Origin of the sequence: Actinomadura sp. NPDC023710 (genome assembly GCF_040639875.1) — a bacterium.
Taxonomy (GTDB): Bacteria; Actinomycetota; Actinomycetes; order Streptosporangiales; family Streptosporangiaceae; genus Spirillospora; species Spirillospora citrea.
The window spans coordinates 126,957-153,817 of record NZ_JBFAGB010000001.1; the positions used below are offsets into that span (position 1 = coordinate 126,957).

Genomic DNA, 26,861 nt, shown 5'->3' on the forward strand with positions numbered 1-26,861 from the left:
GATCAACCCTCGCCTTCGTCGAGCCGGAGCACCTCGGGGAGGAAGAGGTCGATCTCGCGGGAGGTGAACGTCATCTCCTCGTGGCGCTGCAGTCCCTCGCTGGCCCGCTCGAAGGCCTTCGGGCTCGTCCTGGGCGCGTCGGTGTAGGCGTCGCGCGTGGCCCGCTGGAGCTTGTCGCGGCGTTCCCTGGCCTCCGCGTCGGAGGCGGTGCCGGACATCAGGTCGGTGATGAGCGAGATGTAGGACTCCCGGACGTCCCACAGCCGAGAGGCGATCCCGCGGTGGGCGTCGGACTCCTCCTCGAACTTGAAGGTCTTCGCGCCGAGGCTCATGGCAGTGACCAGGAGCGCGATGAACGAGGTCGTGAGGCTGGTCAGCGCCGGGTTCCCCAGTGCGCCGACCACCGCGGCCAGGAAGGTGCCGGAGCCGATCGCCGTGAGGACGGTCAGCGCGGCATGCTGCAGCCTGTGGCGGCGGAAACAAATGTCTGCCTGCTTCTCGTGCGTCTTGTGGCTGTACACCACTCGCCCGAATGCTTCGCGCACTTGCGCGAGCAGGTAAGGATCGCAGTCGGGCGCCGCTTCCGGCTCCTCGTTCAACACGCTCCGATCACTCGACTCTCGGGTAGGTGCACCAGTCAGCAGTCAATCGGCCTGCCGACTCCGCAGTGCACAGGCTCTGAGTATGACGGTGACCTCCGACAATCGAAGCGGCGCGAACGTCGGCTCACCGAGGTGCAGGCTCAGGTCAGATCCCGCATTGCCTTGCGTCCTCGGAGCGGGAGCCGGGCAATCTGGCCACGCGCCGGAGCCGTGCCATCACCAGTGTCACGTTCTTGATTGCGACTGCTCCTTAGGGCGGCTTGGTGGGAAGCGCTCGATGGTGCCGCCTGCACCGGGATACGTGCCTGCGGACTCACGCCGACGGCAGTGCGTTGCTTACTGCTCTGGTGGGTCTGATCGCCGGCTCTGTGGGCGCCATGACCGGCTTGAGGGGGTGACGAGTCCCCGGTTTCGGAGCACTACCAGGGCGGATCTAGAGCCCGGATCGGGCCGCCGAGCAGCTATCGAGCAGCCACGGGGACGAACCGGGGCATGTCCGGCAGGGGACGAACCAGGCATCTTTTGTGTTTGCCCTGGTCGGGCTAGGTGGGTCGCGTGGGACTCGAACCCACAACCTACGGATTAAAAGTCCGAAATTGTCGTATCAGGATGGTGTTCTGGGTGTCATTTTGTGCCAGCCTGTCCGCATCGAGCCCAACTTATATGTCGGCAAATGCCGCCGCGTGTCGATCCGTTTCGAAACCGCCGAGCCGACAACGAGCCGACACGGTCTTTGACGATCTTGCGCTCCCTCGTCGGGGGCCTGCCCGCCCTGTGCGTATGGGATCATCGGGATGCGCAGGCCCGGGTTCAGGTGCCAGAGCAGGGTCTCTGATGCCGGCCTGACCGGACGGCGCTTACCGTCGGGGCAGTCGCCGTTGAAGATCGGTGAACGTGACCGCCAGCGAGACCGGCTGGGTCAGCACGAGGGCATCACGGTGCACCTGATACGGAGCGTAACGGACACCCGACCAGTCCAGACGTAGTTCCTCGACCTCGCTGATCGTTTCCCAGTCCTTGTCGAAGTAGACGATCAGGTAGGTCGGGATTCCCGCTCGGGCGTACAACCGGCGCTTGATGGTCGTGTCGGCGTCGATGGTTCCTTCCGAGGTGACTTCGACGACCAGTAGCGCTCCTGAAGACACCGTTGCGGCGTCATAGGGTTCAGAGGAGTCACGCACCATCACGTCCGGGAAGCGGACGTTGAGCCTTCGGGAAGCGTCAACCGAACCGCCGTCCGCCAGTCGCACGGCGGTGTCAGAGTTGACCTCACGACAAGGCCCGTCCGGGTCGATCGCTCGCTCCAGCGCATCCGCCAGACGGCGCACCACCCGGTCATGCGCAGGAGACTGCGCCATCGCGTGCACGACCAGACCGTCGACGATCTCGTACCGCGCCCCGAACGCGTGCGGATCAGTCGCCAGAAACTCCTCCAGGGCGACATGTCGCGAAGGAGAAGGCTCAGCCGTGGTCATCGACTTCCTGCCAGGTCCGGCCACCGGACGGTGGCGGGGGTCGGTGGACTCAACCAGGTCATCATACTTGCTGGGCGAAAGCCGGGAGTGTCGAGTGGACCGAGGCCTTCGATGCCGCACTCGCGGTGATTCGTGATGGTCTGGGGTTGCTGGCGCACTGCGAACTCACCCCGGATTTGCACTCGATGCTCCTGTACGAGACCGGCCAGTTCTTCGTCACCCACCAGGACTCCGAGAAGGACGACACCCAGGGTCCGGACCTTGGTGGTGACGCTGCCATCAGTGCACACCGGCGGCGAACTCGTCATCGAGCACCTCGGCGACACCGCTGAGTACCGAGGATCGAAGGTCGCGGTCTCCCTTCCTGATCCCGCGCACCACAGGTCACCACTTGACCGGCCCCGCTCCTTCAGGATGACCTGCCCAGTGTGCTGTACTGCATCTGTCTCTTTCCGTGTGCGTCCGTGCCATCTCGCTATACCGTGCCCGTCGGCCAACGGCGGTGCCGCCGTAGGTAGTTAGGCAGTGGGTGTGCCGAAGTGCGCCCCAAGGTTGTAGCGGACCCAGGTATTCGAGATGGTTTGGCACACCTGATGGTGATGGCCAGGACCGAATCGCACCAGCGCCACATGTCCTTGGATCGGGTAGGCGATCTGAGCGGCGCCGCTGTTTGCCTCCACCACCAGTTCCCCTCCATCGCCCAGTGTCCAGCCACCAGACAGGAAGAAGATCATCGCGAAGTGTCGGTCGTCGAAAATGTCCGAGTGCCGTCGCAGGAAGTGGCCCTTGGAGTAGCGGTTCATACCGACGCCCCTCGCACCGAGTGGCGCCCCGTACGCCTGGCCTAGGGCGGCAGCCACCTCAGGGCTCTCCACCGCGGAGAACAGCGCTCGCACTGGGTAGGCGTCCCGCGGCAACTTACGCAGGCAGTCGTTATAGGAGAAGCGTTGTTCCGGCGGCGCCGCTGCAAACTCCTCGTCGTTGCATATGCGCACAGATTCGTCAGGCAGGATCAGCCACTTCTCCATTGCCCAGGCCTGCTGTTCCTGCATGCTGAGGTGAAAATAGGCAGCCAACTCCGGCGACAGCAGAGGAATAGTGGTGAGCACGCTCTCGCCGCCGGGCCGCATTTCCGCGACTGCGGTACGGATGGCGTCACCTGTCAGGAGGTCGATGACCCGCCTGCGGTACGCCACGGCCTCCGACTTCGCAGCGTCGGCGGTGTTCTGCGCATTGGTGGTTGGCATTTTGAATCCTTCCTTTGTCGGTTGGGTGAAGCTAGTTTGGTGTGGCAGCCAACTCCGGTTCACCGGGGCCTGATAACTCGCGTCTCATCCCAAACGGGTTCGGCAGTCTCATAGATTCGACCGTCGGATCCGAACACCACGAATCGGTCAAATTCCCGCGCAAACCAGCGGTCGTGAGTGACGGCGAGAACGGTACCTTCGAATGCGCGTAGACCCGCTTCGAGGGCCTCCGCGGACACCAGATCCAGGTTGTCGGTCGGCTCGTCCAGCAGGAGCATCGTGCAGCCCGAGAGTTCCAGCAGCAGAATCTGAAAGCGGGCCTGCTGTCCTCCGGAGAGCGACTCGAAGCGCTGGTCGGCGGCTGCGTCCAGTTCGTACCGGCGCAGCCCTCCGATGGCAGCCCCGCGGTCCATGCCTTGCCGGCCGCCGTCACCGCGGTTCAGAAGCTCGACCAAGGTACGGCCGAGGAGTTCGGGTTGTTCGTTCGTCTGCGCGAACCAGCCCGGCACGACGCGGGAACCGAGCCGGGCGGTTCCCGTGTGGTTCACCGGTTGTCCGGCGAGCAGGCGGAGGAAGTGCGACTTACCAGATCCGTTGGAGCCGATGACGCCGACCCGCTCGCCGTAGTCCACCGCCAGATCGAACGGCTTCATCAGGCCGGTCAGTTCCAAGCCTTCACAGACCAGGGCCCGCACACCGGTGCGGCCGCCACGAAGCCGCATGACGACCTTCTGGCTGACGGGCAGCTCCGCCGGCCGCGGCCCTCGCTCGAAGCGGGCCAGCCGGGTCTCGGTCGCAGCGAGCTTGGCGCCCATCGCTGCACTGATCTTGGCCTGCTCGCGCAGGGTGAAGACGAGCTGCCGGAGCCGTTCGTGCTCCTCGTCCCAGCGCCGGTGAAGCTCGGCGGTGCGCTCCAGCCGGGCCTGGCGGGCCTCCGGGTAAGTCGACCAGGTGCTCTTGCTGTTCGCACCACCATGAACCCAAGCTCCGTGCGCCTCAAGGGTGACCAGGCGGGTGACCGTGTTGGAGAGCAGCTCGCGGTCATGACTGACGAGCAGCACGGTCTTGGACGTGCTCGCCAGCTCCGTCTCCAGCCACCGCTTGCCGGGTACATCAAGGTAGTTGTCCGGCTCGTCGAGCAGCAGGACGCCATGCGGGCCGCGAAGCAGCACTTCCAGCGCCAAGCGCTTTTGCTCGCCACCGGACAGCTCCGCGACCTTCCGATACTGGCAGTGCTCGAAGGGCATGCCGAGTGCTTGGACGGTGCACTTGTCCCACATGGTCTCGGCTTCGTAGCCGCCGGCGTCCCCCCAGTCGACCAAGGCTTGAGCGTAGGCCATTTGTGTCGATTCCTCGTCGCGCTCCAGCATCGCCATTTCGGCTCGAGCGAGGGCTCGACCGGCGTTGCGGACGGCAGGCGCGGAAAGATCCAGCAGCAGGTCGCGAATTTCCGTCTCGTCCCGCACTGAGCCGATGAACTGGCGCATGACGCCAAGGCCGCCCTTGTGCGTGACAGCGCCTTCAGTGGGTTTGAGGTCGCCGGCGATCATACGCAGCAGCGTGGTCTTGCCGGTGCCGTTAGCGCCAATGAGGGCGGTCTTACTGCCCTCGCCCACCTGGAAGGAGACCTCCTGGAAGAGGACTCGGCCATCGGACAGGGCGTAACTCACGTTATGCACATCAATGAACCCCATGTCAGAGCTCCTTGCCGGTGGTAGGGACCGGGAGGGGGGCGCCTTGATCGGGCTCTGCCGGAACGGCCACCTGGCGCAGCCGGTGCACTCCGGCGGCGATGACCCACAGGCAACTGGCGCCGAGGCCGACCGACGCCAGGAGCAGGGTGCCGGCAAGGCCCAGGCCCAGTGCGACCAGCCCGGAAGCGACCAGTGCGCCGATGGGCTCCACGCCGAAGCTGACGAACTTGATGATGGAGGTAGCGCGGCCCAGATAGGCGTGGGGCACCACGGCTTGCTTGACCGATTCGCTGAGGATGAGGTTGATCACCACGGCCCCTGACCACACGGCATTGGACAAGGTGACGAAGACTGCGCCGGGCACGAGGTCTACCTGGCCGGCCAGCGGAAACAAGAGCCCGGCACCGCCGGGCAGCGCGTAGGTGACGGCGAGCACCGGACCGTAGCCGAAGCGTCCGGCGAGCCGGGCGCTGATCGCGGCGCCGGCGAGCCCGGCCGCCCCGCCCGCGACGTTGAGCAAGCCGATCAGCAGGGGGCTGAATCCGAGCGAGCGAACCAGGTACAGGATGTAGAGGGTGAAGAATATCGCCGTAAAGAAGTTGAAATGGGCTGCGGCCAGAACCAGCGGGCGCTGCACCGGGTCCCGGAGCACCGTCCGCAGTCCATGCCGGATGGCCTGCCAGTGGCCCTCCTCGCCATGTTCGTCGCCGCCTTCGCCGACCTTGCGGGGAGAGGTGACGAGCGCGAAGGTGCTGGCGAGGTAGCTGAGTGCGTCCACGGCCACGGCCAGAGGCGCACCGAGGATCTGGACGATGACGCCGGCGAGGCCCGGACCGGCGGTCTCGGAAACCGAGGCACTGCTCTGCATCCACGAGTTGGCTGGTATCAGCCGGTCCTTGCCGACAAGCGCCGGAACGTAGGACGCCATGGCGCTGTCGAAGAGTAAGGAAAGACCGCCGACTCCGAATGCGACCACGAGCAGCAACGGCAGGCTCAGTTCGCCGAGGAGCCAGGCCGCGGGTACGGCGGCCAGCAGGAGGCAGCGGACGAGGTTCGCGACGATCATTGTTGTGCGTCGTTCCCACCGGTCGGCCCATACCCCGATCGACGGACCGAGGAACAGTACGGCCAGCGAGCCGCAGGCGCCGAGTAGGCCCATGTCGAAGGCGTCCGCGTGCAGGGAGATCACGGCCACCAATGGCAGGGCGAAAAAACTGATCTGGGTGCCCGCCAGGGAGACCGACTCAGCAGCCCAAATTCGGTGGAAGCCCGTTCCCGCGAGGGAGGACCGGCGCATATCAGAGTTCCTTTGCAATCGCGTGCGCAACACCCGCTGTGGTGCTCTGGTCGTACGGTGCGGCGCCTAGTCTTCCATCTCGACCACCAGGTCGAATAATTCACCCTGCACGGCGCGGACGACGGGGTACTCGCCACAGGCCAGCCGCCTGGCATCCGCGAGTCTGCGCTCTGCCCAGTCGTCCCCGCCGCATGGCCATCGCACTTCGATCCGATTGACGCCGTCTCGCAGGAGCCCGGGGCGCACCGTCAGGTCGGCGGAGGCCCAGGACGGGACGGGCGGCAGGTCGCCGAGGTGGTGTCCGTTGAGGACGACGGCCACCGAGTCGCTGGAGCGGATCCCCGCGCGGACGCGGTACGTCAGCCGGACGACCGCCGTGCTGGCCGCCGCCCGGAACCCCAGGTGCGTTACTGGGCCGAACCCCTGGAAGAAGGCCCGTTCCGGCCGGTGGTCCACAGACTGGAAGGCGCCGTCGATCAGACCTTGTTCCGCGGTGCGCAGGACGTCGACCGTACCGCGCACGGCCGCGGCGGCGTCCCGCGGGCCGACCACCTCGTGCAGCGTCTCCTGCAGGCTCCACATGCCGAGGGTCTCGGTTGACCGGGACAGCATCGGGGCGAGGTAGCGGGCGGCGTGGGGGCGGGCGGTGAGCTCCGGCACGGTCGCGGAGGCCCAGACCGGCCCGGTGCCGTCCAGAAGCCGCAGCAGAGACGTGGCGAACGCACGGCCTTCGGGCACCGCGACGGCCGTGTCGACCAGCGCCGCGACCCGTTCCCGCCGCTGGCCGTAGTAGCTGTTGTGGACCGCGGCGAGGATGTCGCCGATCGCCCGGTCGGCGGCCGGCAGATCGTCCTGCGGCGGGGTGTGACCTGGAGCATGCCCGTTGATGACGTCGGCGACCGCGGCGGCCGTCTTCTCAATACCGCTCGAACTGAGGTGGCAGTAGTCGAGGAAGTGAGCCGTGTCAGGAAGCCCGTCGTCCGCGCGTAGCAGTTCGGCGAGATCCAGGATACGGAACCCGCGCCGGGCGGCGGCCTCGGTGAGGACGGTGCGCACGCCCGTGGTGATCCGCGGGGTGTGAGTGGCGAGGAGGCCGCAGACGGCGTCACGGGAGTGGAGCAGAGCGGCGCGAACGGTTTCCCGGTCGTTGACACGGCCTGCGGCCCGGGCCCGCAGGTATCCGGTGACAGGGCTGGTGCCGGCGTCGAGTCGGGCCATGTCCGCGGTGATGGCGAGGACCCGCTCGTCGTCTCCGGCGGCGAGGGCGGCCTCCGCCTCGGACCGCAGGTCGGACCAAGCGAGGAGGTCCTTTGCGGGCAGCGGGGGGAGTTCGAGCTCTGGATCGTGAGTCCAGTCTCGAAGGTTGAACTCGGGGATGACGATGACTACGTCACTGCCGCACGCGTGGGCGGTCTGGGTCAGACGGTCGAGAAACTGCTCGATTCGGGGAGTGACGATCCGGTCCAGATAGGTGCGGCGCATCTCGATGTAGTCGCCGGCTCGCAAGGCTCCGGCCAGCAGGTCAAGGGTCGCCGGGGTGTGGCGGTAGCGGACCCAGTTGTTCCCGGCGTAGACGACCACGATGTCAGGCTCAGCCTGCGGGAGCTGTTGGAGCGTCTGTGTCAGGTCGCGCAGGTCGGCGCCGGTGTGTGCAAGGTCCACGACCTGGTGGCGAGCGCCGGTCGCGTCCAACTGCCGCTGGAGCGCGGAAGCAGGTGTGAGCAGCGGATCGAGGAGGAAGCCCCGGGCGCTGGACTCGCCGAGCAGCACCACCCGGGAGGCATCGCGGGCGGCCGGAACGTGCTCGACGTCCGCCCAGCTTCGCAGTTCCTCCGGGGGGAGGTCACAGCGGTGCAGTTCTGGACCGTCGGCGGTCGGTTCTACCCGCCAGGCGCCCAGCACGCCGCCGGCCAACGCCGCGGCGTGGACGGCGGCGGCTGGCGGGGTGACGGCGGCGGTCTGCGTGGCGCCACGGGTCTCCAGAGCGAGCTTCTGCAGTTCGGCGAGGATCTCGGTGCCTCGTCCGTCTGCGAGGAGGCGCGCCAGGCTGTCGGCGCGGTGTCGCAGGGAGTCCTTGGGCATGGTCGGCTCCTCGCTGATCTCAAAGGAAGGTGTAGACGTCGCGGCTGATGGCGGGGCGGCGGAACGGCTGCTGCCGGTCGACCTCGGCGAAGAAACGTTCGGGGAGGTCGGAGGAGCGGACCGCGATGTCGTCGAGAACGAGCACGTCCAGCCGTGAGCGGACGAAGCAGGCGAATGCGTCCGCCGGGCTGGACACGATCGGCTCGCCCCGCATGTTGAACGAGGTGTTGAGCAGGATCGGGTAGCCGGTGCGTCGGCCGAAGGCGGTGAGCAGGCCATGGAAGCGCGGGTTGTCGGCGCCGTCGACGGTCTGTACCCGGGCGCTGCCGTCCACGTGGGTGACGGCGGGGAGGGCGGCGGGCTCCCGGACTGACGCGGTGTCGAGCATGAACGGAGAAGGGACGGGCAGGTCGAAGAAATCGCCGCACCGCTCGACGGTGACCGCGGGAGCGAACGGACGGAACGCTTCCCGCTTCTTCACCAGGGCATTGATGTGGTCGCGCATGTCCGCACGCCGTGGGTCGGCGAGGATCGACCGGCCGCCCAACGCGCGCGGACCGAACTCCATGCGCCCCTGATACCAGCCGAGGACGAGACCCTCGTCGAGCCATTCGGCCGCCTGATCCAGCAGGTCTTGCTCACTCCCCGCGAAGTCGCGGTATGACACACCTGCTGCGTCCAGCCAGCACCGAGGGTCGGTGGTCTGCGGGCGCGGGCCGACCCGCACATCTCGCACCCGCCGTGGCGTGTACGCCCCGGTGAGGCGGTGATCAATCAGGGCGGCCGCGCCGATCGCGCCGCCGGCGTCACCCGCCGCGGGCTGCACGAATATTTCGCGGAACGGACCGGACTCGCGGATACGCCGATTGGCCACGCAGTTAAGGGCAACGCCTCCCGCATAGCACAGCCGATCACTGCCGGTGGCCTCCCGCAGACGGGCCAGCTTGGCGAGCAGCAGTTCCTCCAGCAGCGCCTGGACGCTGGCGGCAAGGTCGCAATGGTGGCTACCGATTTCCGATTCAGGTTCTCGCGGTTCGACGCCGAGGAGTTCGCCGAGCGCGGCCGTGTACATCGGAGAGGCGCCGCTGACGTCGAAGTACGTGAGATCAAGGCGGAACTGTCCACCCGGCAGATCTGTGACGAGCTGGCGCAGCAGATCGAGGTGGTTCGGAGTGCCATAGGGCGCCAACCCCATCACCTTGTACTCGTCGCTGTTGACCGCGAAGCCGAGAAAGGACGTGATAGCGCTGTAGAGGATGCCGAGCGAGTGAGGGAATGAGACCTCCTCGAACAGGTCGATCCCGTGGGATCCGCCGCGACCATAGCTGGTCGTGGTCCACTCGCCGACCGCGTCCGCGGTGAACAGTGCCGCATCGGGGAATCCTGACTGGTAGAAAGCGCTCGCGGCATGCGCCTCGTGGTGCGTGACGCAAGTGGTAGTGCCTTCGAAGCCGAGAAGTTCGCGAATCTGCCGCAGCGGCCGTTCGGCGTCGAGTCGATAGAGCGTCTCGGGCGTCGCGGAGGGCAGCGCGGGAAGCCCCATCCACAACTGGCGCCCGAGCTTGCGCACCGGGTCCTCGTAGTAGGCGACGTGATCGACGTCATGGATGCGCACACCTGCGTCGCGCAGGCAGGCGCGGACCGCCCGGACAGGCAGGGCGGAGTCGAAGCGGCGGCGGGTGAATCGCTCTTCCTGTGCCGCGGCGACCAGTGCGCCGTCGATCGTCAACGCGCACGCCGAATCGTGGTAGAGCGCCGACAGGCCCAAAACGATCACGAGAGTCCCCCAGTGTGGAGACGGCAGCCTTCTAACGGCGCACTCACCGCTGGCGAGTCGTATGTGGTTCTCTGGGGCTCGGGTTCCGGGCTGGCCACCAGGTCTATCCCCACGACATTGAGAACCTGTCGGCGGCCCAGACTCGCGCAACGGCCGACGGCGAGCCAGAGCATCGCGTCACGGGCGGTCAGGTCGGCGATGAGCGCGTTGGTGGGGCCGAACGAGTAGGGCGTGGGGGCGGCTTCCGCCTCGAGGCGGCGTTCGTCGGCGGTCAGCTGGGAGCTCCGCTCATCCTCGATGCAGAACCAGCAGTGCCCGCGGCGAGGATCGAGCAAAGGCCCCCAGTAGCCGCTCTCGAGGCCGACGCCGGCGCCGAGCATCGGCGTTGACCGCTTCCGGGCCCAAGTCCAGACGGTGTCCACCAGGTCAGGGGGAGTGTCGGCGGCGACGATCAGCAGTTCCAGCGGCTCGGTCAGCACGTCGAGGTCGGTGGGGCGGTCCACACGGCAACGGACTGGTCGTAGATCGAGGTCATCGGCGATGCCGGCCAGAGATGCGGCGGCAGCCTCGACCTTGGGGCGGTCCACGTCGGAGCGACGAAAAAGATACTGGCGGTTGAGGTTGTGTAGGGCTACGGTGTCGTGATCCACCAGCCAAAGGCACCGCACCCCTCCGGCGACGAGATGTTGGGCGACGAGAGCGCCCACTCCTCCAACGCCGATCACGGCGACTCTGGCAGCCGCCAGCCGTCGCTGGGCAGCCACAGGTTCCGTGGTCACCGTGGACCACCAGCCCACTTGCCGGTCCCAGGTTTCTCCAGTGGAGCGGTGTGCAGACTCGCGGGTGAGCCAGCCCAACTCGTCCAGTGTGGTGAGTAGGCGCCGCACTTCGGGTTTGGCGTCGTCCCCGCGCAGGATGTGCTCATCGGCACCCTCGCGGAGCCGGGCGAGGGCATCCCCGACAGCCTGCTCCTTATTGCGGATGCGCAGCATGTGTGGGCCGCAGGTGACAAGGGTTGGTTCACCTGGAGCGGTCGGCGCGGCAACAGTGACGGCGTCGAGCAGCCGGACAAGGTCAGTCATCGGTGACCTGCCCGGTTCCGGAGGCGGGGGTGAGCATGGCGGAACGTCCGAGGTTGGTCAGCAACCGGGTCCCCACGTCCTCAGTGAGGGCTTCCTTGAGCGTGCGTGGAGTGAAGGGGGCTCCGTCGAGGTAGGGCTGGAGCAGGTGGGCCGCGCGTACCGGGATGACGGCCCGTCCAAGGGTCCGCATGTTGGTACACACCAGGCCGGACTCCGCCTCGAACAGGTCGAGATCCTCCACCGGGACCCGAAGCGCCTCATCGGGCGCATAGACGCGGGCGGTGTCGGGGGTGAGAGCGCGGCTGTTGAGAGCATGAACGTGGTCGGCGAATGCCCGGTAGCGGGCGTGCACCTCGGCGCGCTGCTGCGGTGTCATGGCCGGGTCAGTGCTGACCAGGTGGTTGAGGGCGTACTGGGCCTGCCCTGTGGTGGTCGAGGGGACATTGATGTCCAGTCCGAATGCTTCCGGGGTGCGGCCGACATTTGAGGAGCGCGTGGGTTCGAAGGGGAACACCGACACGGACCGCATGCCGTCGGCGAACTCCTCTAGATCGGCGAGGGCGGTCAGCGCCTCCTCGTAGGTAGTTGTAGGTAGGTCCGGGATGAGGTTGACGACGAGTGGCAAGCTCACGTCCCGGGCGTCCCGCAGGAAACGCAGGTTCTCCTCACGATCGGCAGACTTGTGCACCAGCTTCAGGACGCGGGTGATGGTGGTCTCCAGACCGACGACAAGAAACTCGCAGCCAGCCTCCACCATCATTGCCAGTAGCTCCCGGTCGAAGCGCCGATCGATCATGGCGAAGGAGGTCCATCGCAGGTCGAGCCCGTCCTCGACAAGGGCGGTGCAGACTCGGCGGGCGAAGGCGGGCGGGATGGACTCGGTGATGAAGCTGAACCGAGAAACACCATGTGAGTGGGAGAGATGCCGCAGTTCCTCCACGAACTGGTCAGGCCGACGCCCACGGAATGGTGGGCTGCCGTCGTACAGCTCAATGAAGTCGCAGTAGTCGCACTTGCCCCAGTAGCAGCCGCGGGCCTGGGTGATACCGATGACCGGGTCGTCGAGCTTGGCCAGCGCCTCGGGCGGGTACAGGGGCGCGGGTAGGGAGTTGATCGCCGGTCCAACATCGGGGTCGTTGTGTCGTACCCCGTCGACGGTCTGGCAGGACACGCCCTTGACGGCTACAGGATCCCACTTCTCCTCGCGGGCCTGCAGGGCCAGTTCTCGCAGGGGGAACTCGCCGTCGAAACGGATAACTGCGTCCACAGCGGGCCAGGCCAGAAGGAGCCGGTCGAGTTCGCTCGGGTGCATCAGGCTTAGCGCCGGGCCACCGAAGACGATCGGAACCTCGGGATGGAGGCGCTTGAGGTGCTCAGCCAGCACCAGGGCTGGAAGTAGTTGGGGACCCATGGGCACCGAGATGCCGAACAGAGTTGTGCGGACCGGGGCCCGTTCGACCAGCCCGGCTTGATCATAGAAGTCGCGGTAGGGCAAGGCAGCTTGGAGAGCCAATTCGCCGCGCTCCAGCACATCTTCGCCGGGGTCTACGAGGTACTGCTGGGCCATGAGTTGGAGGACATGGCCATAAGGCGAGGTGGGGCCGAAGCGGTGGCGACCGTCGGACCTGAACATGCGGTCGCGTGATTTGGCCAGCCAGCGGCCTGCGGCCGCTACGGAAGAGTCTGGAGCGGGTCCTGGGCCTGTAGCGCTCCACTCAGACGCCTGGGAGTTCAGCAGCCAAACCGCGAACTCCTCGTTTAGGTCGGTTTGGGCGGTGCTGATCCCTTGCTGCTCCAAATATGCGGCGAGAACCGCCGTTGAGGGGTAGAAGCTACCGAAGTTCGTCTCGACTAATGGAGGGAACACCAGCCACACATCTGCGTCATCGGGAGTCACTCGTGTTCCCTTCACTCCGGCTCGCACGCGACGAGCTCCACTGGTGGGGATGGGTGGTGCTGTGATGGTGTGATGCGGTAGATCGGTCTGCGGCACAGCCGCGGCGGATATCAGCCTGGGCCGAGGCACATCAGGCCGGCCCGGGAAAGGGTGAGCCCGCTGAGGCATCCACCGCGCACGTACCAAGCACGCACCCGGATCAGGGGAATCTTTGGCAGGAGCGTGCACCAGCGCTCCGAGGCGCGTGCCCACAGGCACCACGCCTCCCCGGGGTCGGGGCACGCCTCGGCGGCGTCCAGAGCAGCATCCAGGACCGGGTCGGCCAGCCCGGAACGTCGGGCCGTGCGGCCGGTTGACCGCCAGTCGGACAGCGAGCCAGCCGGGTGCGAAAAGGCCGGGGTGGTCAGCGAGTACAAGAGACAGAAATCGCGGGTGGCCGAGGCCCGTACGTATTCGTCGAAGGACAGCCTGCGCGTGATGATTTCGACCCCGAATCCCCCACGGAGTTGCGCGGCGACCTCCTCCGCAATCTCGGCGTTCGGGTCGAAAACGGAGTAGGCGATATCGAGCGGTCCGACGATCCCCTCCACAGCGCAGCGCTGATCGCCATCGTCGGTGAGTGGACCGCTAGGGGCGCCCGCCCCCAAGACGTCAGAGGTCGGCCACCGCCAGGATTCCGCGAGGCCAGCCGTGACAGTCTCCAGCCGGGCACGGTCGAACACGGCCGAGACTGCGCGCCGGGCTGCGGCCGAGGTGAGCCACGAGCGCGGAGCCCGCCGACCGAAGTCGAGACTGCCGAAGATGTCCACCGGCTCTCGCACCGCCCCGGGGTGCGTGTGCAACTCCGCCACCTCGGCGACGCCAAGGCCTGTAGGCGAGGTGGCATCTAGTTCTCCCGCGCGGAAACGGCGCACCGCTTCAGCGGCCAAGGGGACGTGCTCGAACCGCACCATGTCGAGAGCGTCGGTCGGCAGTGGCTCCGAGCGGCGTTCCAGCGCCACCACGTCGGTGTCCCAGCGGGCCACGGTGTAGCCGCCGAGGACGGGGGCGTAATCGCCGTCGGCGCTACGCCGCAAGGGAGCAAAGGCTGGGAGGGAGAGCAGAGCAGGGGCAAACGCGACTGGCCGATCGAAACAGAACTCAACCGTGTCGTCACTCACTGCGCGTGCAGGTGGACTATCCCTCAAGTGGGCGTCTGAATCCGACAGGAAGAGGGCCGCGCTGTTGGAGCGGCCGACCAGGGCGTGAGTGGCGGCGTCGACGACATCCTGCGCACACAGGGGATGACCATCGGACCAGCGGCGGTCCGTGTCGAGGACGATACGCCAGCGGCGCCCGTCGTCGAACATCTCCGCCTCCACTGCACATCCTTGATTGGGCGCGTCTTTCTCGACGAAAAGACGACATAGTACGAGTTCCGCTATCACCCGGCCGCTGTAATCCACTGGAAGGCGGAGGTCCCGATGCAGCGGCATTGCATCGAGGGAGATTTTGGCCGTAACGATAACGTGCTCCTTGAATTTCATTGCGCCACCGCAGCCCTGGCAGCCATCGTGCAGAAGCCAGGGCTGCGGCACACACGAGGCGATCAGCAGCGGTTGACGGCCACAAGTTCCTCGTTCAGGTTGACCAGGTCGAAGTCAAGCTCCTCCGACTCGGCGTTCTCACCCATGGTGCTGTTCTCGGCCATTACGGACTCCTTTCCTCTTCTCGCAGTGAATAGTCGTGAGCCCGCACAGAAGAATAGGAGATGCAAACACCGGCGCCAGTAACCCTGGAAGCACAGATGCTTCTTGTATCTCCGCGATCCATACCGCTCGAACCATGATCTTACGGACGCAGACGGAAGTGTGTCAATTGTGGATATACTCTGGGCCGTGTCCGCTGAGGTCTCTGCGCGAGTTGACGCACACGGCAGGGAGGGCATTGTGAGTTACGGACACATCATCCGGAAGCTACCGGTACGCCCGAAATGGTGCACGCAGTGATGGACGCCGAACACCGACCCTGCGTCGTCGAGGGCGTTTCCGGACAGCCTCGGAGGCGTAGCATCGAACGAGAAGGATAAAGATGAGAACTCTGACGGATTCTGCCACTCACGCCGACGACCCGGACACTCTCCGAGCCAGGCTGGCAGTAGATGGCTACCTTTACTTTCGTGGTCTGCTGCCGCCGGACGTAGTCGTTGCGGCCGGAGCCGAGGCGCGCGCGATGCTGGCGGCCCGTGGCTGGGCCGACACCGAGGAAAGACACTCAGGTGCCACACCGGGTGCGGTCGACGCGCGCGAGGCGGTCGGAGACCCGGCCGATAGGCGCGCCGCGGGTTGGCCGGAGTTCAATCGGCTCCCGTACCTCAGGCCCCTGCGCTCGCTCGTGCGGAGCCTGCTGGGCGAGGACGCGTTCTCCTACCCCCTCAAGGTACTGCGCGCCGTCCACCCCGAGGGCGACCGGATACCGCAGGGCCGGTACGTGCACCAGGACTACATGGGCCTGGTGGTCGACGACATGCTGACTAGTTGGATCCCCCTGATGCCGATCCCGCGGCAGCTCGGGGGCCTCGCCGTGCTGCCCGGCAGCCACCTCGGCGCCCCGCCGCCAGTCCACGTGCTGGACGTTGATCGAGCTGAGGCCGAAGGCTGGGCGAGCACCGACTTCTCGATCGGCGACGTGCTGTTGTTCCACTGCCTGACCTCACACGCCGCGTTGCCCAACCTCGGCGACCAGCTGCGCCTTTCGCAGGACTGCCGTTGGCAGTCGGCGCACCACCCCGCCCCCGAGCGGGTGATCTACGGGCCGAGGGCCGAGCGCGACGGCGAAGCCATGCACCGACTCTTGGGCTCGCAGCCGTGGTGGGAGCCGGTGCCTGCCACGTTGCGCTTCCAACCAGACGACCTGCGCGACGGTCGGACCGTGGCATCGTCGAGGTTCTTCCCGGTCGCCTACCTCGAACGTTGGGCCGAGGGTGTGCGCACACACCGCCTGTAAGTGCAATGTGATTGCTCGTCAGCCCTCGGTACTCCGCACGCTACGGCGTACGACGCAGTCACGGTCTCGGCCTGATTGCCCGGTTCGGCGAGTAGGGTTGAAGGGCTCGGAGGCACGTAGAGGCACGGTCTTCGCGCTCAGAAAGTTGTCTACGCTTCCTGATCACAAGAGAAGCCCGTGCCTGCCTGTTCATCATCCCTGATCTGTGCTGTCCTCGGCGACCTTGCGGGGGGCTGCCGGCCGCTGACCGTGACGTTGCGGGTGCCGAAAATGTCATCCATGCTGTGGCGCTCGATTATTGGGTCACGTGGTCTGAATTGAGCCTTTTCCGTGCGCCCAGCAGAACGGGAGGTGATGCCGCGTGAGCGGCTGATCTTGTTCGTAAGCTCGTCGTCGCTTGCCGGTGTGAGTCCGGTCCGGGTAGCTGCCAGGAGGCCCGGTAGCAGGCTGGCGGTTCCGTCTGGAAACGGGCGGGGTCGAAGCCCAGTGTCAAAGGCCCTGATGAGGGAGCGACGGTGCGGTCCGTAGCGTGAAGCGAAGCCTGCGGCGTCGTTACTCACCCGCCCGTGAGGGTGGGGCAAGGGAGTGCCGAGCCCTTCGGAATCGGGGTGAAGGCCATGGAAGCGGTGAAGAGCCTGGAAGCAGCCGCGAGGAACTCCCCAGCGTATGGGGCGCGGAACGTGCCGATAGTGGCGGCGGGAACTGGGGAGGCCCGCCCCGGCCCAGTGACCTGCGGAACTTGTTGCTGGAGCGTCGCACCCTATAACCGATGACCTCGGGAAGTGGGTGGCGTGCCGGAAGGGCGTCGGAGGTGGCCGTAGTACTGATCGAGTCGACCGGACAACACAACCGGCGGTGAGGGAAGGGCCACTGCTTCGTCGATGCACGTGATGTTGAGGAGGAGGCCCGGTGAGTGCCGGTCAGGCTATTACCGCCGCTTCGGGATCGCGTCGGCCGTCGGTGCCGCGTGATCCGGTCCGAGCCTTGCAGCATGTGCTCTACCGGGCGGCCAAGGCCGATCCCGGACGCAGGTTCCACGCGTTGATGGACAAGGTCTATCGGTGACTGGTCAGCAGGTCTGGGGCGCGTGTCCGATTTGATCTTGATGGCTTGACTGTCGATCATGGTGAGATGTCTCCCGGGCCGCCGTCGTATGAGGAGCTTGCGGCGCTGATGGTGGAGCTGTCGGCTCGGCTGGCCGAGGCGGATGCCCGGATCGCTGAGCTTGAGGCGCAGCTGGGGAAGAACTCTTCGAACTCCTCCAAGCCGCCCTCAGTAGACGACGATCGCGGCCACGTTCGGGCCGTACTGCACCGGCGCGTCCACCCCTTCCGGGGCGTCGGCGGTAGTGACACACCCGCACCCGCACCGGCGGCGGACCAGCTCATGCTCGGTCACCCGCACCTTGATCGGCGGGATGTCGAACACCTGCCGCCGCTCGGATCCCGCCCCGGCCGCACCCGCCAGTCCCGCGCCGCACCCCCGGCACCGCGCCGGCACGTGACGCCGGCGCCGGTCAGGATCGGCGACCTGGCACAGCGTCTGCTCGCGATGCCCGGCCTGCCCGCCCGGACGACGGCCACTGCGGCCTCGCAATGACTTCGGCGACGGCTTGACCAGCCCGTCCGACGTTTTAGGGGCACAGACCGACATTACGGGGGGACTTGAAGACGGACCTTCCCCCCGAAGTGGGACACTACGAGCACCTGGACCGGGGATGCGGGCCTGCGGATTTACGCCCGCGGAGGTGCGTTGCTGACTGCTCTGGCCGCTGGTTCTGTGGGCGACATGACCGGCTTGGGTGGGCGGAGAGTGCCCGGTTTCGAGGCGCTGCCAGGGTGGACGCAGGGCCCGGATCGAGCCGCCGAGCCGCCACCGAGCCGCCACGAGGACGAACCGGGGCATGTCCGGCGGTGGGCAAACGGGGCAATCTCGCGTTTGTGCTGGTCAGGATGGGTGGGTCGCGTGGGACTCGAACCCACAACCTACGGATTAAAAGTCCGGAGCTCTGCCAATTGAGCTAGCGACCCGTCCTGGCAAGGGTACCGAGATCGGCGGGGGGTTCGCGACGGGGTTAGGGGGTGGGGGTCAGGTGGACGGGGAGGTGCTTCAGGCCGTTCTGGAAGTTGGAGGCCAGGCGGACGGGGGTGCCGGTGAGGGTGACGTCGTGGGGGAGGAGTTCGCGGAAGACGGCGCGCATCTGGGTGCGGGCCAGGTGGGCGCCCAGGCAGAAGTGGGGGCCGAAGCCGAAGCTGACGTGGTCGTTGGGGGTGCGGGCGACGTCGAAGCGGTCGGGGGAGGGGAAGACGGTCTCGTCGCGGTTGGCGGAGGCGTGGTAGACGACGACCTTGTCGCCGGCCTCGATGGTCTGGCCGCCGAGGTCGAGCGGCGCCGTGGCGGTGCGGCGGAAGTCCATGACGGGGGGCCAGTGGCGGAGCATCTCCTCGACCGCGGACGGCAGGAGGGACGGGTCGGCGCGGAGGCGGGCGAGTTCGGCGGGGTGGTCGAGGAGGGTGAGCAGGCCGCCCGGGATGCCGTTGCGGAGGGTCTCGTTCCCCGCGACGGCGAAGAGGAAGAACATGTTCTCGAACTCGTGGACGGTGAGCCCGCCTTCGAGCATGCGGGACATGATGTCGCCGGACGGGCGGGAGCGCTTCTCGGCGGCGAGGGCGTGGGCGTAGGAGAACATGTCGGCGAGGGCCGCGTGGGAGCGCGGGTTGATCGGGCGGCCGTCGGGGCGCACGGTCTCGGACGGGCGGTGCTTCATCGCCTCGCGGGCCATGGGGCTCATCGAGGCGGCGTCGGCGGTGGAGCGGCCGGCGTAGTCGGGGTCCTGGTAGCCGATGACGCGGGACGCCCAGTCGTAGAGGAGGCGGCGGTCGGAGTCGGGGACGCCCATGATGTGGGCCAGCGTCCAGACGGGGAGGTCCGCGGCGAGCTCGACGAAGTCGGTGTCCTCGCCGAGGGCGGAGGCCACGAGGGTGCGCGCCCGCTCGTTGATCGTGTCCTCCAGGGCGCGGACGGCGCGGGGGGTGAACGCGGCGGCGACGATGCGGCGCAGGCGGGAGTGGTCCGGCGGGTCCTGGTTCAGCATCATCGCGCGGACGAAGGCGAGGTCCTCGGGCGTGTCGGGGTCGCGGATCTGGGTGGCGCCGAGGCCCGAGGAGAACAGGTCCGGGGAGCGCAGGACGTGCTTGACGTCGGCGTGCCGGAAGACCGCCCAGAAGCCGGGGCCCGCGGGCCAGGGGCCGACGGCCGGTTCGCCGATCCAGGCGACCGGTGACGCGGCGCGGAGCTCGGCGAACGTCGCGTAGGGGACGCCGGCGGCATAGGTGGCGGGCAGGAAGATCTCCTCGTGCATGCCCTCAGCGTGCATCATGACGGGGTGAAGCCTGAAGAGATCCTCCGTGACAACTTCGCGCCGTGGGTGCTCGACCTGGGCCTGGTTCCCGAGGAGGTCGGGGACGGGACGGCGGTGCTGCGGCTGCCCTGGTCCGACCGTCTCGCCAGGGAGGGCGGCGCGCTGTCGGGGCAGGCGCTGATGGCGGCGGCGGACACGGCGGTGGTGCTGGCGGTGTCGGGGGCCAGGGGCTCGTTCGTGCCGATGACGACGGTGCAGCTCAGCACGACGTTCCAGCGGCCCGTGGTGGGACGGGACGTGCTGGTGAACGCGGAGCTGTCGAAGCTGGGCCGGACGCTGGCGTTCGCGGAGATCGACATGACCGCGGACGGACGGACGGTCGCGCATGCCAGCGCGGTTTACGCCATCATCGGCTGACATGACGCGTACAGAGAAGGTCGTCGTCGCGGACGGCGAGTTCGACCTGCGGGTGTGGGGGACGCGCGGTCCCGGGATCCTGCTCCTCCAGGAGATCTTCGGTGTCGGCGAGTACATGGAGGCGGTCGCCGAGGACCTGGTCGCGCTGGGGTTCGTCGTGGCGGCGCCCGACATGTTCTGGCGGATCGAGCCGAACTGGACGACCGTGCACAACGAGGAGGCCCTGCCCAAGGGGATGTCGATGGCCTCCCAGTTCGACTGGGAGAGGGGTGTAGAGGACGCCGTGGCGGCGCTGGGGGTTCTCAAGGGGCTGCCAGGGGTGGGCCGGGCGGGCGTCCTGGGGTTCTGCTTCGGCGGGACGTTGGCGTACCTGGTGGCGGCGAACGCCCAGGTCGATTCGCTCGTCTCGTACTACGGGTCGGGTGTGCCGGACATGCTGGACAAGCTCGACGCCATCCAGGCGCCCACGCAGTTCCACTTCGGCGGCGACGACGCGTACATCCCTCGTGAGGACGTCGCCAAGGTGGAACGTGCGGTCGAGCAGAGGGACCACATGGAGATCCACGTCCAGGAAGACGGCGGGCACGCGTTCCACAACCGTAAGGCGCCGATGTTCTACCAGCCGGAGCCTGCCGCGCGCGCTTGGCGGCTCACAGAGGAGTTCCTGCGGCGGACCCTGCCGGCTTAGCGCCGCGAAGGCCCCGCGCCGGGCGGGCGGCGCGGGGCCTGGCGTGCGTCCGGGGTCAGATACCGGGCCGGACGGCGCCGTGGAAGTTGCGCTTGTAGTAGCCGTTCAGCTTGATCTTCTTGACCCGCTTGCCGGAGCTCGGCGCGTGGATCATGTAGCCGTGGCCGGCGTAGACGCCCATGTGGGTCCTGCCGCCGTAGAAGAACAGCAGGTCGCCCTTGACGGCGCCCTTCCAGGAGACCTTCTTGTGCACCGCCTTGTAGATCTGCTGGGTGGTCCGGGGGAGCTTCACCCCGGCCTTGCGCCAGGATCCTCCGGCCAGCCCGGAGCAGTCCCACGAGCCGGGGCCCGTCCCGCCGTAGCGGTAGCGGTCGCCGATCTGCTTGGCTGCGTACCTCACGGCGTAGGCGGCGCGCTTCTTCTGCTTCGCGATCCGGGCCTGCTTGGCGGTCACGGGCTTGGTGGTGACCGTCGCGGCCGGTGCGGCGGCGAGGGTCGCCCGCTGCGGCGCCGCGGCCTGCACGGGCCCTGCCGCCAGGACGGACGCGCCGAGCGCGGAGGTCGTGGTGAGCACGAGCCCGCCCACGGTGAATCCGGCCTTGAGGGGGTTTCGAGGGGTATGCAGAATGTCTCCAGACCTCGCGATTGATGCCTACCGGGGCAGCCGTCACCCGCCGGATTTCTTGGAGGGTTCGAGATGCCGCAGCCGATTCCGCAGCGTCATTGAGGGGGGACGCAGAGAAATGCCGGCTTCTTCCGGTTCCGTGCTTCTCGTCTGCACGGATTCGGCGTCCGACGACGGCTTCCGGGCGGGGTCCCTGGAGGGGACGACCTGGGGGTCCGCGCCGGCCTCCCGTGGGAGACCGTGCGCGCCGCCGCCGCGCGTCGGGGTGCGTGTTCTGTTGTCCGGGCGGCTCGGGCGCCGCATGAACCGAGCAGGAAGCTAGCCAGCGCCGGGCGAGGCTGGCAAATCACCCGCCATTTCTCCACGGTGCCGGCGGTCCGTTTGAGACGGTGGTCCAGCGCCCTGCCAGCGGCGATCGGCAATCCCTTTCCCGAATTGTGAAGTGAGTCACAAGGGGCCGGGAAATGGTGGTTCATTTATTGATCTGTGATGCGCGGCACAGCTCGGGGCGGGGTGGAGGTTGCCGGATCCGGCCGTGTCCGGCCATTGACGGGGGCCCGTGCGACCCCTGTAGTGCGAAGGAGATTCATGTCCGTCTCCGGAGGGAGTCCCGTGTTCGGCAGGCCCCGCAGAGCACGCCCCGTCCACCTCCTGTCGGCCCTCGCTCTGGCGGTCGTCCTCACGCTGACCGCCGGGTCGCCGGCCGCCGCGGAGACCGCCGAGCCCGCCACCGCCAAGTTCCCGCCGGGCTTCCTCTGGGGCGTCGCCACGTCCGGCTTCCAGAGCGAAGGCTCCTTCCCCGACAGCAACTGGACGAGGTACGCCGACCGCAAGGCCACCGGCGTCACCGACCCGTACGGGAACTCCGTCGACTTCCGGCACCGCTACCCGAGTGACCTGAAACTCGCCCGGGGGCTCGGCGCGAACGTGTTCCGGACGTCCGTCGAGTGGTCCCGCGTCGAGCCGCGCCGCGGTTTCCGCGACCCCAAGGCGATCGCCTACTACGACGACCTCGTCCGCCGCATCAAGGCGGCCGGGATGCGTCCGATGCTGACGCTCGACCACTGGGTGTATCCGGGCTGGGTCGCCGACCAGGGCGCCTGGGACAACCCCCGCACGCAGGACGACTGGCTCCGCAACGCCCGCTTCGTCGTGGACAGGTACAAGCGCCAGGGGGTCGTCTGGATCACGTTCAACGAGGCCAGCGCCTACATCTACAAGGAGCTGACGGCCCGTCCGATGGACCTCGGCCAGATGCTGAAGATGCGCGACGCCCTGGTCAGGACGCACCGCGACGCCTACGACATGATCCACGCCGTGGACCCGGGCGCTCCGGTGTCCAGCAACGTCGCCTACGGGTCACCCGTCAACGGCATCTTCGACGCGGCCCTGTTCAACGAGGTCACCGACAAGCTCGACTTCATCGGCATCGACTACTACTACGGCGCCAACCTGCAGAACGGGACCGCGGCCTACGCGCTCACGGGCGAGTTCTGGAAGATCGACCCGGAGCCCGAGGGCCTGTACTACGTCCTCAAGAACTACCAGCGCCGGCTGCCGGACCTCCCCGTCTACATCGTCGAGAACGGCATGTCCACGGACAACGGCAAGCCGCGCACGGACGGCTACACACGCTCGGACCATCTGCGCGACCACATCTACTGGATCCAGCGCGCGATGGCCGACGGCGTGAAGATGATGGGCTACAACTACTGGAGCCTTACCGACAACTACGAGTGGGGCAGCTACCGGCCGCGGTTCGGCCTGTACACGGTGGACGCGCTGACCGACCCGTCCCTGGCGCGCCGTCCGACCGACGCCGTCCCGACCTACCGGTCGATCATCGTGGACCGGGGCGTTCCCGCCGGGTACGTGCCGGTGCGCAAGCCCGGCTGGTGCTCGATCGAGGACCCCGTCGCCACCTGCCTCGGCACGACGCCCACCCCGCCCGCCGGCTACCGCCGCGCGGAATGAGGAGCCGGGCGCGACGCGCCCGGAACGGCGTCAGGAGGCCGCGCGGAGCAGGTCGAGGACGGCCTGTTCCGCCGGCCCCTGCGTCGCCAGCTCGCCCTCGGCGACGTCCACGCCGAGCCGTCCGAGGGCGGGCGCGATCGTCGTGCCCTCCTCGTACAGGTCGACGATGCGCGGGTCGATGTAGGACGCCCGCGCCACGGCCGGGGTGTTGCCGAGGTAGGACGCGACCTCCTTGACGACGCGGACGACCGCGCGGTTGCGGGCGGCGTCCCTCCTCCCGGCGTCGCCGTCCCCGGCGCGCACCGACACCGCCAGCCCGACGGCCGCGAGGACGGTGGCGTGCCACGTCCGGAAGTCCTTGGCGGTGAAGTCGCCTTCGGTGACCTCGCGGATGAACTCGTTGATGTCGGACGTGGTGACGTCGTGCCAGCCGGTGGGCGTCCGGTAGGCGAGCAGTTCGGGCGAGTCGTCGTCGCGGCGCTTGAGCCCGCTCACCACCTTGCGCACGTTCTCTTCCGCGACGGCCTGGTACCGGTCCTTCGAGCCCTTGGCGGGGTAGTCGAACGTCACCCGGTCGCGCCCGCAGCCGACGTGCTCGCGCAGGACGGTCGCGAGCCCGAAGGTGCCGTTCTCGGCCGCGTACGCCTCCCCGCCGATCCGGAAGAACCCGAGGTCGATGAGGCGGACGGCCGCCGCGAGCACCCGCTCGCGCGTGTAGCGCCGTCCGGCCAGGTACTCGGTGAGCGTGTGCCGGACCTCGGGCAGCCGCTCCGCCAGATCCAGGACGTGGTCGTGCTTCTCCCGGTCGCGCTGCTCCCGCCAGGCCTCGTGGTAGAGGTACTGGCGGCGCCCGGCGGCATCCGTCCCGACGGCCTGGATGTGGCCGTCGGAGTCGGGGCAGATCCAGACGTCCTTCCACGCGGGAGGGATGACGAGCGACTTGATCCGTGCCTTCTGGGCGGGGTCGGCCAGGGACCGCCCGTCGAGACCGAGATACACGAACCCCTTGCCGCACTTCCGGCGTCCGTAGCCGGGCTCGGTCAGCTCGCTGCGTTGCAGCTCCGTCATCGGGAACTCCGTCAGCCCGGGTGGATCTCACCGCCGGCGGGCACCAGGGTCTGTCCGGTGTAGTAGGACGACTGGCGGCCGGAGGCGAAGAACACGTAGGACGGCGCGATCTCGTCCGGGTCGGCGGCGCGTCCCATCGGCGCCTGCTTCCCGAAGCCCTCGACCTTCTCCTCGTCGAACGTGGCGGGGATGAGGGGCGTCCAGACCGGGCCGGGGGCGACGCAGTTGACCCGGATCTCGCGGTCCATGAGGTTCTGGGCGAGGCAGGTGGTCAGCGCCATCGCCGCCGCCTTGCTGGCGGAGTAGTCGATGAGCGTCTTGTTGCCGCGCAGCCCGTTGATGGACCCGGTGATGATGACCGACGACCCGGGCCCCATGTGGTCGAGGGCCTCCTGGACGGTCCAGAACAGCGAGAACACGTTCACCTCGAACGTCCGCCGCAGCTGGGCGTCGTCGATCTCGCGGACGTCCTTCACCGGCGTCTGGGTGCCGTGGTGCAGGACGAGCAGGTCGAGTCCGCCGAGGTCGCGGACGGTGTGCCGGACGACCTCGCGGCAGTGCCGCTCCTCGGCCAGGTCGCCGCCGAACGTCACGCACCGCCGTCCGGCGGCCTCGACGAGGCCCGCGGTGTGCCGGGCGTCGTCGTCCTCCTCCAGGTAGGTGATCGCGACGTCCGCGCCCTCCTTGGCGAACGCCACGGCCGTCGCGCGGCCGATGCCGGAGTCGCCGCCGGTGATCAGCGCGCGGCGCCCGTCCAGCAGGCCGCTGCCGGTGTAGTCGCGCATCTCGTCGCGGGGCTCGGGCGTCATGTCCTCGGTCCGCCCGGGGTAGGACTGGCTCTGTGCGGGACGCTCGCTCATGGGGGTTCGCGTGCCCTTGCCAGGGGGGAGCAAACGTTCTCTATTGTGACTCCGGAGTAACTTTGCTCTTCCTGTGCAGGACCGCGCCTCCGCAATCCGCAGGGGTGTGAGCAGAGCGCGCGACGTCGTCTGGATAGCATCACCCCGAACCACATTCGGTCCCTCACGTAAGGTGTCGCTTATGGACCTGAACGGAGTTTCCGCCGTCGTATCCGGTGGCGCGAGCGGCCTCGGTGAGGCCACCGTCCGCGCGCTGGCCGCCGAAGGCGCCAAGGTGGTCATCGCCGACCTGAACGAGAACAGGGGCAAGGCCCTCGCCGACGAGCTCGGCGGCGTCTTCGTCAAGACGGACGTGTCGAACGAGGAGCAGGTGCAGGCCGCGGTGCAGGCCGCCGTCGACTCCGGCGCACCGCTGCGCGTCATCGTCAACAGCGCCGGCATCGGCTGGGCGTCGCGGACCGTGAACCGCGACGGCAGCCCGCACGACCTGGCCTCCTACGAGACGGTCATCCGGGTCAACCTGATCGGCACCTTCAACCTGATGCGCGTCGGCGCCGCGGCCATCTCCAAGACCGAGCCCGCCGACGAGGACGGCCTGCGCGGCGTGGTGATCAACACCGCGTCCATCGCCGGGATCGAGGGGCAGACCGGGCAGATCGCCTACTCCGCGTCCAAGGGCGGCATCATCGGCATGACGCTCCCCGCCGCCCGCGACCTCGCCGCGATCGGCGTCCGGGTCAACACGATCTGCCCCGGCATCATCGACACCCCGATCTACGGCGAGGGCGAGGCCGCCGAGGCGTTCAAGGCCAAGCTCGCCGCCCCCGTCCCGTTCCCGAAGCGGATGGGCAAGGCGTCGGAGTTCGCCCACCTGGTCAAGTCCCTGATCGAGAACGACTACATGAACGGCGAGACCATCCGCTTCGACGGTGGTATCCGCTTCCAGCCGAAGTGAGGCCCGAATGACCGACGCTGTCCTCACCGAGGAAGACGGCGCTGTCCTGATCATCACCATCAACCGCCCGGAGGCCCGCAACGCGGTCAACGGCGAGGTGGCGAAGGGGATCGCGGCGGCCCTCGACGAGCTCGACTCCCGCAAGGACCTGTCCATCGGCATCCTCACCGGCGCGGGCGGGACGTTCTGCGCCGGCATGGACCTCAAGGGCTTCCTGACGGGCGACAACCCGACCGTCGAGGGACGCGGGTTCGCCGGCATCACCGAGCGCCCGGCGGCCAAGCCGCTGATCGCCGCCATCGAGGGCTACGCCCTGGCGGGCGGCTGCGAGGTGGCGCTGTCCTGCGACATGATCGTCGCGGCGCGGGACGCCCGGTTCGGGTTGCCCGAGCCGAAGCGCGGTCTGGTCGCCGCGGGCGGCGGGCTGCTGCGGCTGCCGCAGCGCATCCCGTTCCACATCGCCATGGAGATCGCCCTGACCGGCGACAAGTACCCCGCGGAGCGGATGGCCGAGCTCGGGTTCGTCAACCGGCTCGCCGAGCCGGGCGGCGCGCTCGCCGCGGCCAAGGAACTGGCCCTGAAGGTCGCCGAGAACGCCCCGCTGGCGCTCGCGGCCACCAAGAAGGTCATCGTCGAGTCCGCGGACTGGACGTCCGACGAGGCGTGGAAGAAGCAGCAGGACATCACCCTGCCGGTCTTCATGTCCAAGGACGCCCAGGAGGGCCCGGCGGCCTTCGCCGAGAAGCGCAAGCCGAACTGGAAGGGCGAGTAGCCC

20 protein-coding genes, 2 tRNA genes and 2 pseudogenes are annotated in these 26,861 nt (G+C 67.9%); 7 read left to right on the forward strand and 17 right to left on the reverse strand.

Annotated elements, in window-relative coordinates:
- Window positions 1-2: 2 nt before the first annotated feature.
- The 11 genes from AB0H37_RS00605 to AB0H37_RS00655 all read right to left on the reverse strand — a co-directional run bounded on the left by AB0H37_RS00605 (window position 3) and on the right by AB0H37_RS00655 (window position 14,679).
- On the reverse strand, window positions 3-602 hold the full coding sequence (locus tag AB0H37_RS00605; RefSeq protein WP_360610346.1) for an SLATT domain-containing protein: 600 nt from the start codon (window positions 600-602) through the stop codon (window positions 3-5).
- Window positions 603-1,149: 547 nt separating this feature from the next.
- Window positions 1,150-1,258, reverse strand: a tRNA-Lys gene (locus AB0H37_RS00610).
- 201 nt (window positions 1,259-1,459) lie between these two features.
- On the reverse strand, window positions 1,460-2,077 hold the full coding sequence (locus AB0H37_RS00615) for a Uma2 family endonuclease (RefSeq protein WP_360610348.1): 618 nt from the start codon (window positions 2,075-2,077) through the stop codon (window positions 1,460-1,462).
- 518 nt (window positions 2,078-2,595) lie between these two features.
- Window positions 2,596-3,324 carry a 2OG-Fe(II) oxygenase gene (locus tag AB0H37_RS00620; protein ID WP_360610350.1) on the reverse strand — a complete coding sequence of 243 codons (729 nt, stop codon included), beginning with the start codon at window positions 3,322-3,324 and terminating at the stop codon, window positions 2,596-2,598.
- A 59-nt stretch (window positions 3,325-3,383) separates the two neighbouring features.
- The gene (locus AB0H37_RS00625; protein WP_360610352.1) at window positions 3,384-5,018 is read right to left on the reverse strand and encodes an ATP-binding cassette domain-containing protein; all 1,635 of its coding nucleotides are present in this window, start codon (window positions 5,016-5,018) and stop codon (window positions 3,384-3,386) included.
- Window position 5,019: 1 nt separating this feature from the next.
- Window positions 5,020-6,315: an MFS transporter gene (locus tag AB0H37_RS00630; protein WP_360610354.1), complete on the reverse strand. Its 1,296-nt coding sequence runs from the start codon at window positions 6,313-6,315 to the stop codon at window positions 5,020-5,022.
- Between the two features lie 66 nt (window positions 6,316-6,381).
- Complete coding sequence (locus AB0H37_RS00635; protein WP_360610356.1) at window positions 6,382-8,397, reverse strand: hypothetical protein; 2,016 nt, start codon at window positions 8,395-8,397, stop codon at window positions 6,382-6,384.
- A 19-nt stretch (window positions 8,398-8,416) separates the two neighbouring features.
- The gene (locus AB0H37_RS00640; RefSeq protein WP_360610358.1) at window positions 8,417-10,174 is read right to left on the reverse strand and encodes a carbamoyltransferase C-terminal domain-containing protein; all 1,758 of its coding nucleotides are present in this window, start codon (window positions 10,172-10,174) and stop codon (window positions 8,417-8,419) included.
- On the reverse strand, window positions 10,171-11,256 hold the full coding sequence (locus AB0H37_RS00645) for a ThiF family adenylyltransferase (protein ID WP_360610360.1): 1,086 nt from the start codon (window positions 11,254-11,256) through the stop codon (window positions 10,171-10,173). Before AB0H37_RS00645 ends, AB0H37_RS00640 begins: the two co-directional genes overlap by 4 nt.
- A complete protein-coding gene (locus tag AB0H37_RS00650; protein WP_360610362.1) occupies window positions 11,249-12,823 on the reverse strand; it encodes a radical SAM protein in 1,575 nt (524 codons plus the stop codon). The genes AB0H37_RS00645 and AB0H37_RS00650 overlap by 8 nt, the downstream gene beginning before the upstream one ends.
- A 440-nt stretch (window positions 12,824-13,263) precedes the next feature.
- Window positions 13,264-14,679, reverse strand: coding sequence for an ABC transporter substrate-binding protein (locus AB0H37_RS00655; RefSeq protein ID WP_360610364.1), 1,416 nt, complete (start codon window positions 14,677-14,679; stop codon window positions 13,264-13,266).
- A 544-nt stretch (window positions 14,680-15,223) separates the two neighbouring features.
- Between AB0H37_RS00655 and AB0H37_RS00660 the strand changes: the two genes are divergently transcribed.
- Together AB0H37_RS00660 and AB0H37_RS00665 are read left to right on the forward strand one after the other, a co-directional pair.
- Window positions 15,224-16,138 (forward strand): phytanoyl-CoA dioxygenase family protein, encoded by a 915-nt coding sequence (locus AB0H37_RS00660; protein WP_360610366.1) that lies wholly within the window; start codon window positions 15,224-15,226, stop codon window positions 16,136-16,138.
- A gap of 1,173 nt (window positions 16,139-17,311) precedes the next feature.
- Window positions 17,312-17,445, forward strand: a pseudogene (locus AB0H37_RS00665) (DUF6444 domain-containing protein); the annotation flags it as partial.
- A 112-nt stretch (window positions 17,446-17,557) separates the two neighbouring features.
- On the opposite strand, the pseudogene AB0H37_RS00670 reads toward AB0H37_RS00665, so the two are convergent.
- The 3 genes and pseudogenes from AB0H37_RS00670 to AB0H37_RS00680 form a co-directional block, all read right to left on the reverse strand.
- Window positions 17,558-18,043, reverse strand: a pseudogene (locus AB0H37_RS00670) (hypothetical protein); the annotation flags it as partial.
- Between the two features lie 52 nt (window positions 18,044-18,095).
- Window positions 18,096-18,168 (reverse strand) — tRNA-Lys (locus AB0H37_RS00675).
- 44 nt (window positions 18,169-18,212) lie between these two features.
- Window positions 18,213-19,499: a cytochrome P450 gene (locus tag AB0H37_RS00680; RefSeq protein ID WP_360610368.1), complete on the reverse strand. Its 1,287-nt coding sequence runs from the start codon at window positions 19,497-19,499 to the stop codon at window positions 18,213-18,215.
- Window positions 19,500-19,523: 24 nt separating this feature from the next.
- Here AB0H37_RS00680 and AB0H37_RS00685 point away from each other — a divergent pair, with 24 nt between their 5' ends.
- Window positions 19,524-19,916 carry a PaaI family thioesterase gene (locus tag AB0H37_RS00685; protein WP_360610370.1) on the forward strand — a complete coding sequence of 131 codons (393 nt, stop codon included), beginning with the start codon at window positions 19,524-19,526 and terminating at the stop codon, window positions 19,914-19,916.
- Between the two features lies 1 nt (window position 19,917).
- A complete protein-coding gene (locus AB0H37_RS00690) occupies window positions 19,918-20,604 on the forward strand; it encodes a dienelactone hydrolase family protein (RefSeq protein ID WP_360610372.1) in 687 nt (228 codons plus the stop codon).
- Between the two features lie 55 nt (window positions 20,605-20,659).
- Here the strand turns inward: AB0H37_RS00690 and AB0H37_RS00695 are convergent, their stop codons facing one another.
- On the reverse strand, window positions 20,660-21,190 hold the full coding sequence (locus AB0H37_RS00695; protein WP_360610374.1) for a C40 family peptidase: 531 nt from the start codon (window positions 21,188-21,190) through the stop codon (window positions 20,660-20,662).
- Window positions 21,191-21,817: 627 nt separating this feature from the next.
- Here AB0H37_RS00695 and AB0H37_RS00700 point away from each other — a divergent pair.
- Window positions 21,818-23,203 carry a family 1 glycosylhydrolase gene (locus tag AB0H37_RS00700; RefSeq protein ID WP_360610376.1) on the forward strand — a complete coding sequence of 462 codons (1,386 nt, stop codon included), beginning with the start codon at window positions 21,818-21,820 and terminating at the stop codon, window positions 23,201-23,203.
- A gap of 30 nt (window positions 23,204-23,233) precedes the next feature.
- Here AB0H37_RS00700 and AB0H37_RS00705 read toward each other — a convergent pair whose 3' ends face one another.
- Complete coding sequence (locus AB0H37_RS00705) at window positions 23,234-24,271, reverse strand: DNA topoisomerase IB (protein WP_360610378.1); 1,038 nt, start codon at window positions 24,269-24,271, stop codon at window positions 23,234-23,236.
- Window positions 24,272-24,282: 11 nt separating this feature from the next.
- The gene (locus AB0H37_RS00710; protein WP_360610380.1) at window positions 24,283-25,131 is read right to left on the reverse strand and encodes an SDR family oxidoreductase; all 849 of its coding nucleotides are present in this window, start codon (window positions 25,129-25,131) and stop codon (window positions 24,283-24,285) included.
- A 181-nt stretch (window positions 25,132-25,312) separates the two neighbouring features.
- Here AB0H37_RS00710 and AB0H37_RS00715 point away from each other — a divergent pair, with 181 nt between their 5' ends.
- Both AB0H37_RS00715 and AB0H37_RS00720 read left to right on the forward strand, forming a co-directional pair.
- On the forward strand, window positions 25,313-26,086 hold the full coding sequence (locus AB0H37_RS00715) for an SDR family NAD(P)-dependent oxidoreductase (protein WP_360610382.1): 774 nt from the start codon (window positions 25,313-25,315) through the stop codon (window positions 26,084-26,086).
- A gap of 7 nt (window positions 26,087-26,093) precedes the next feature.
- Window positions 26,094-26,858: a crotonase/enoyl-CoA hydratase family protein gene (locus AB0H37_RS00720; protein ID WP_179832246.1), complete on the forward strand. Its 765-nt coding sequence runs from the start codon at window positions 26,094-26,096 to the stop codon at window positions 26,856-26,858.
- Window positions 26,859-26,861: the final 3 nt, after the last annotated feature.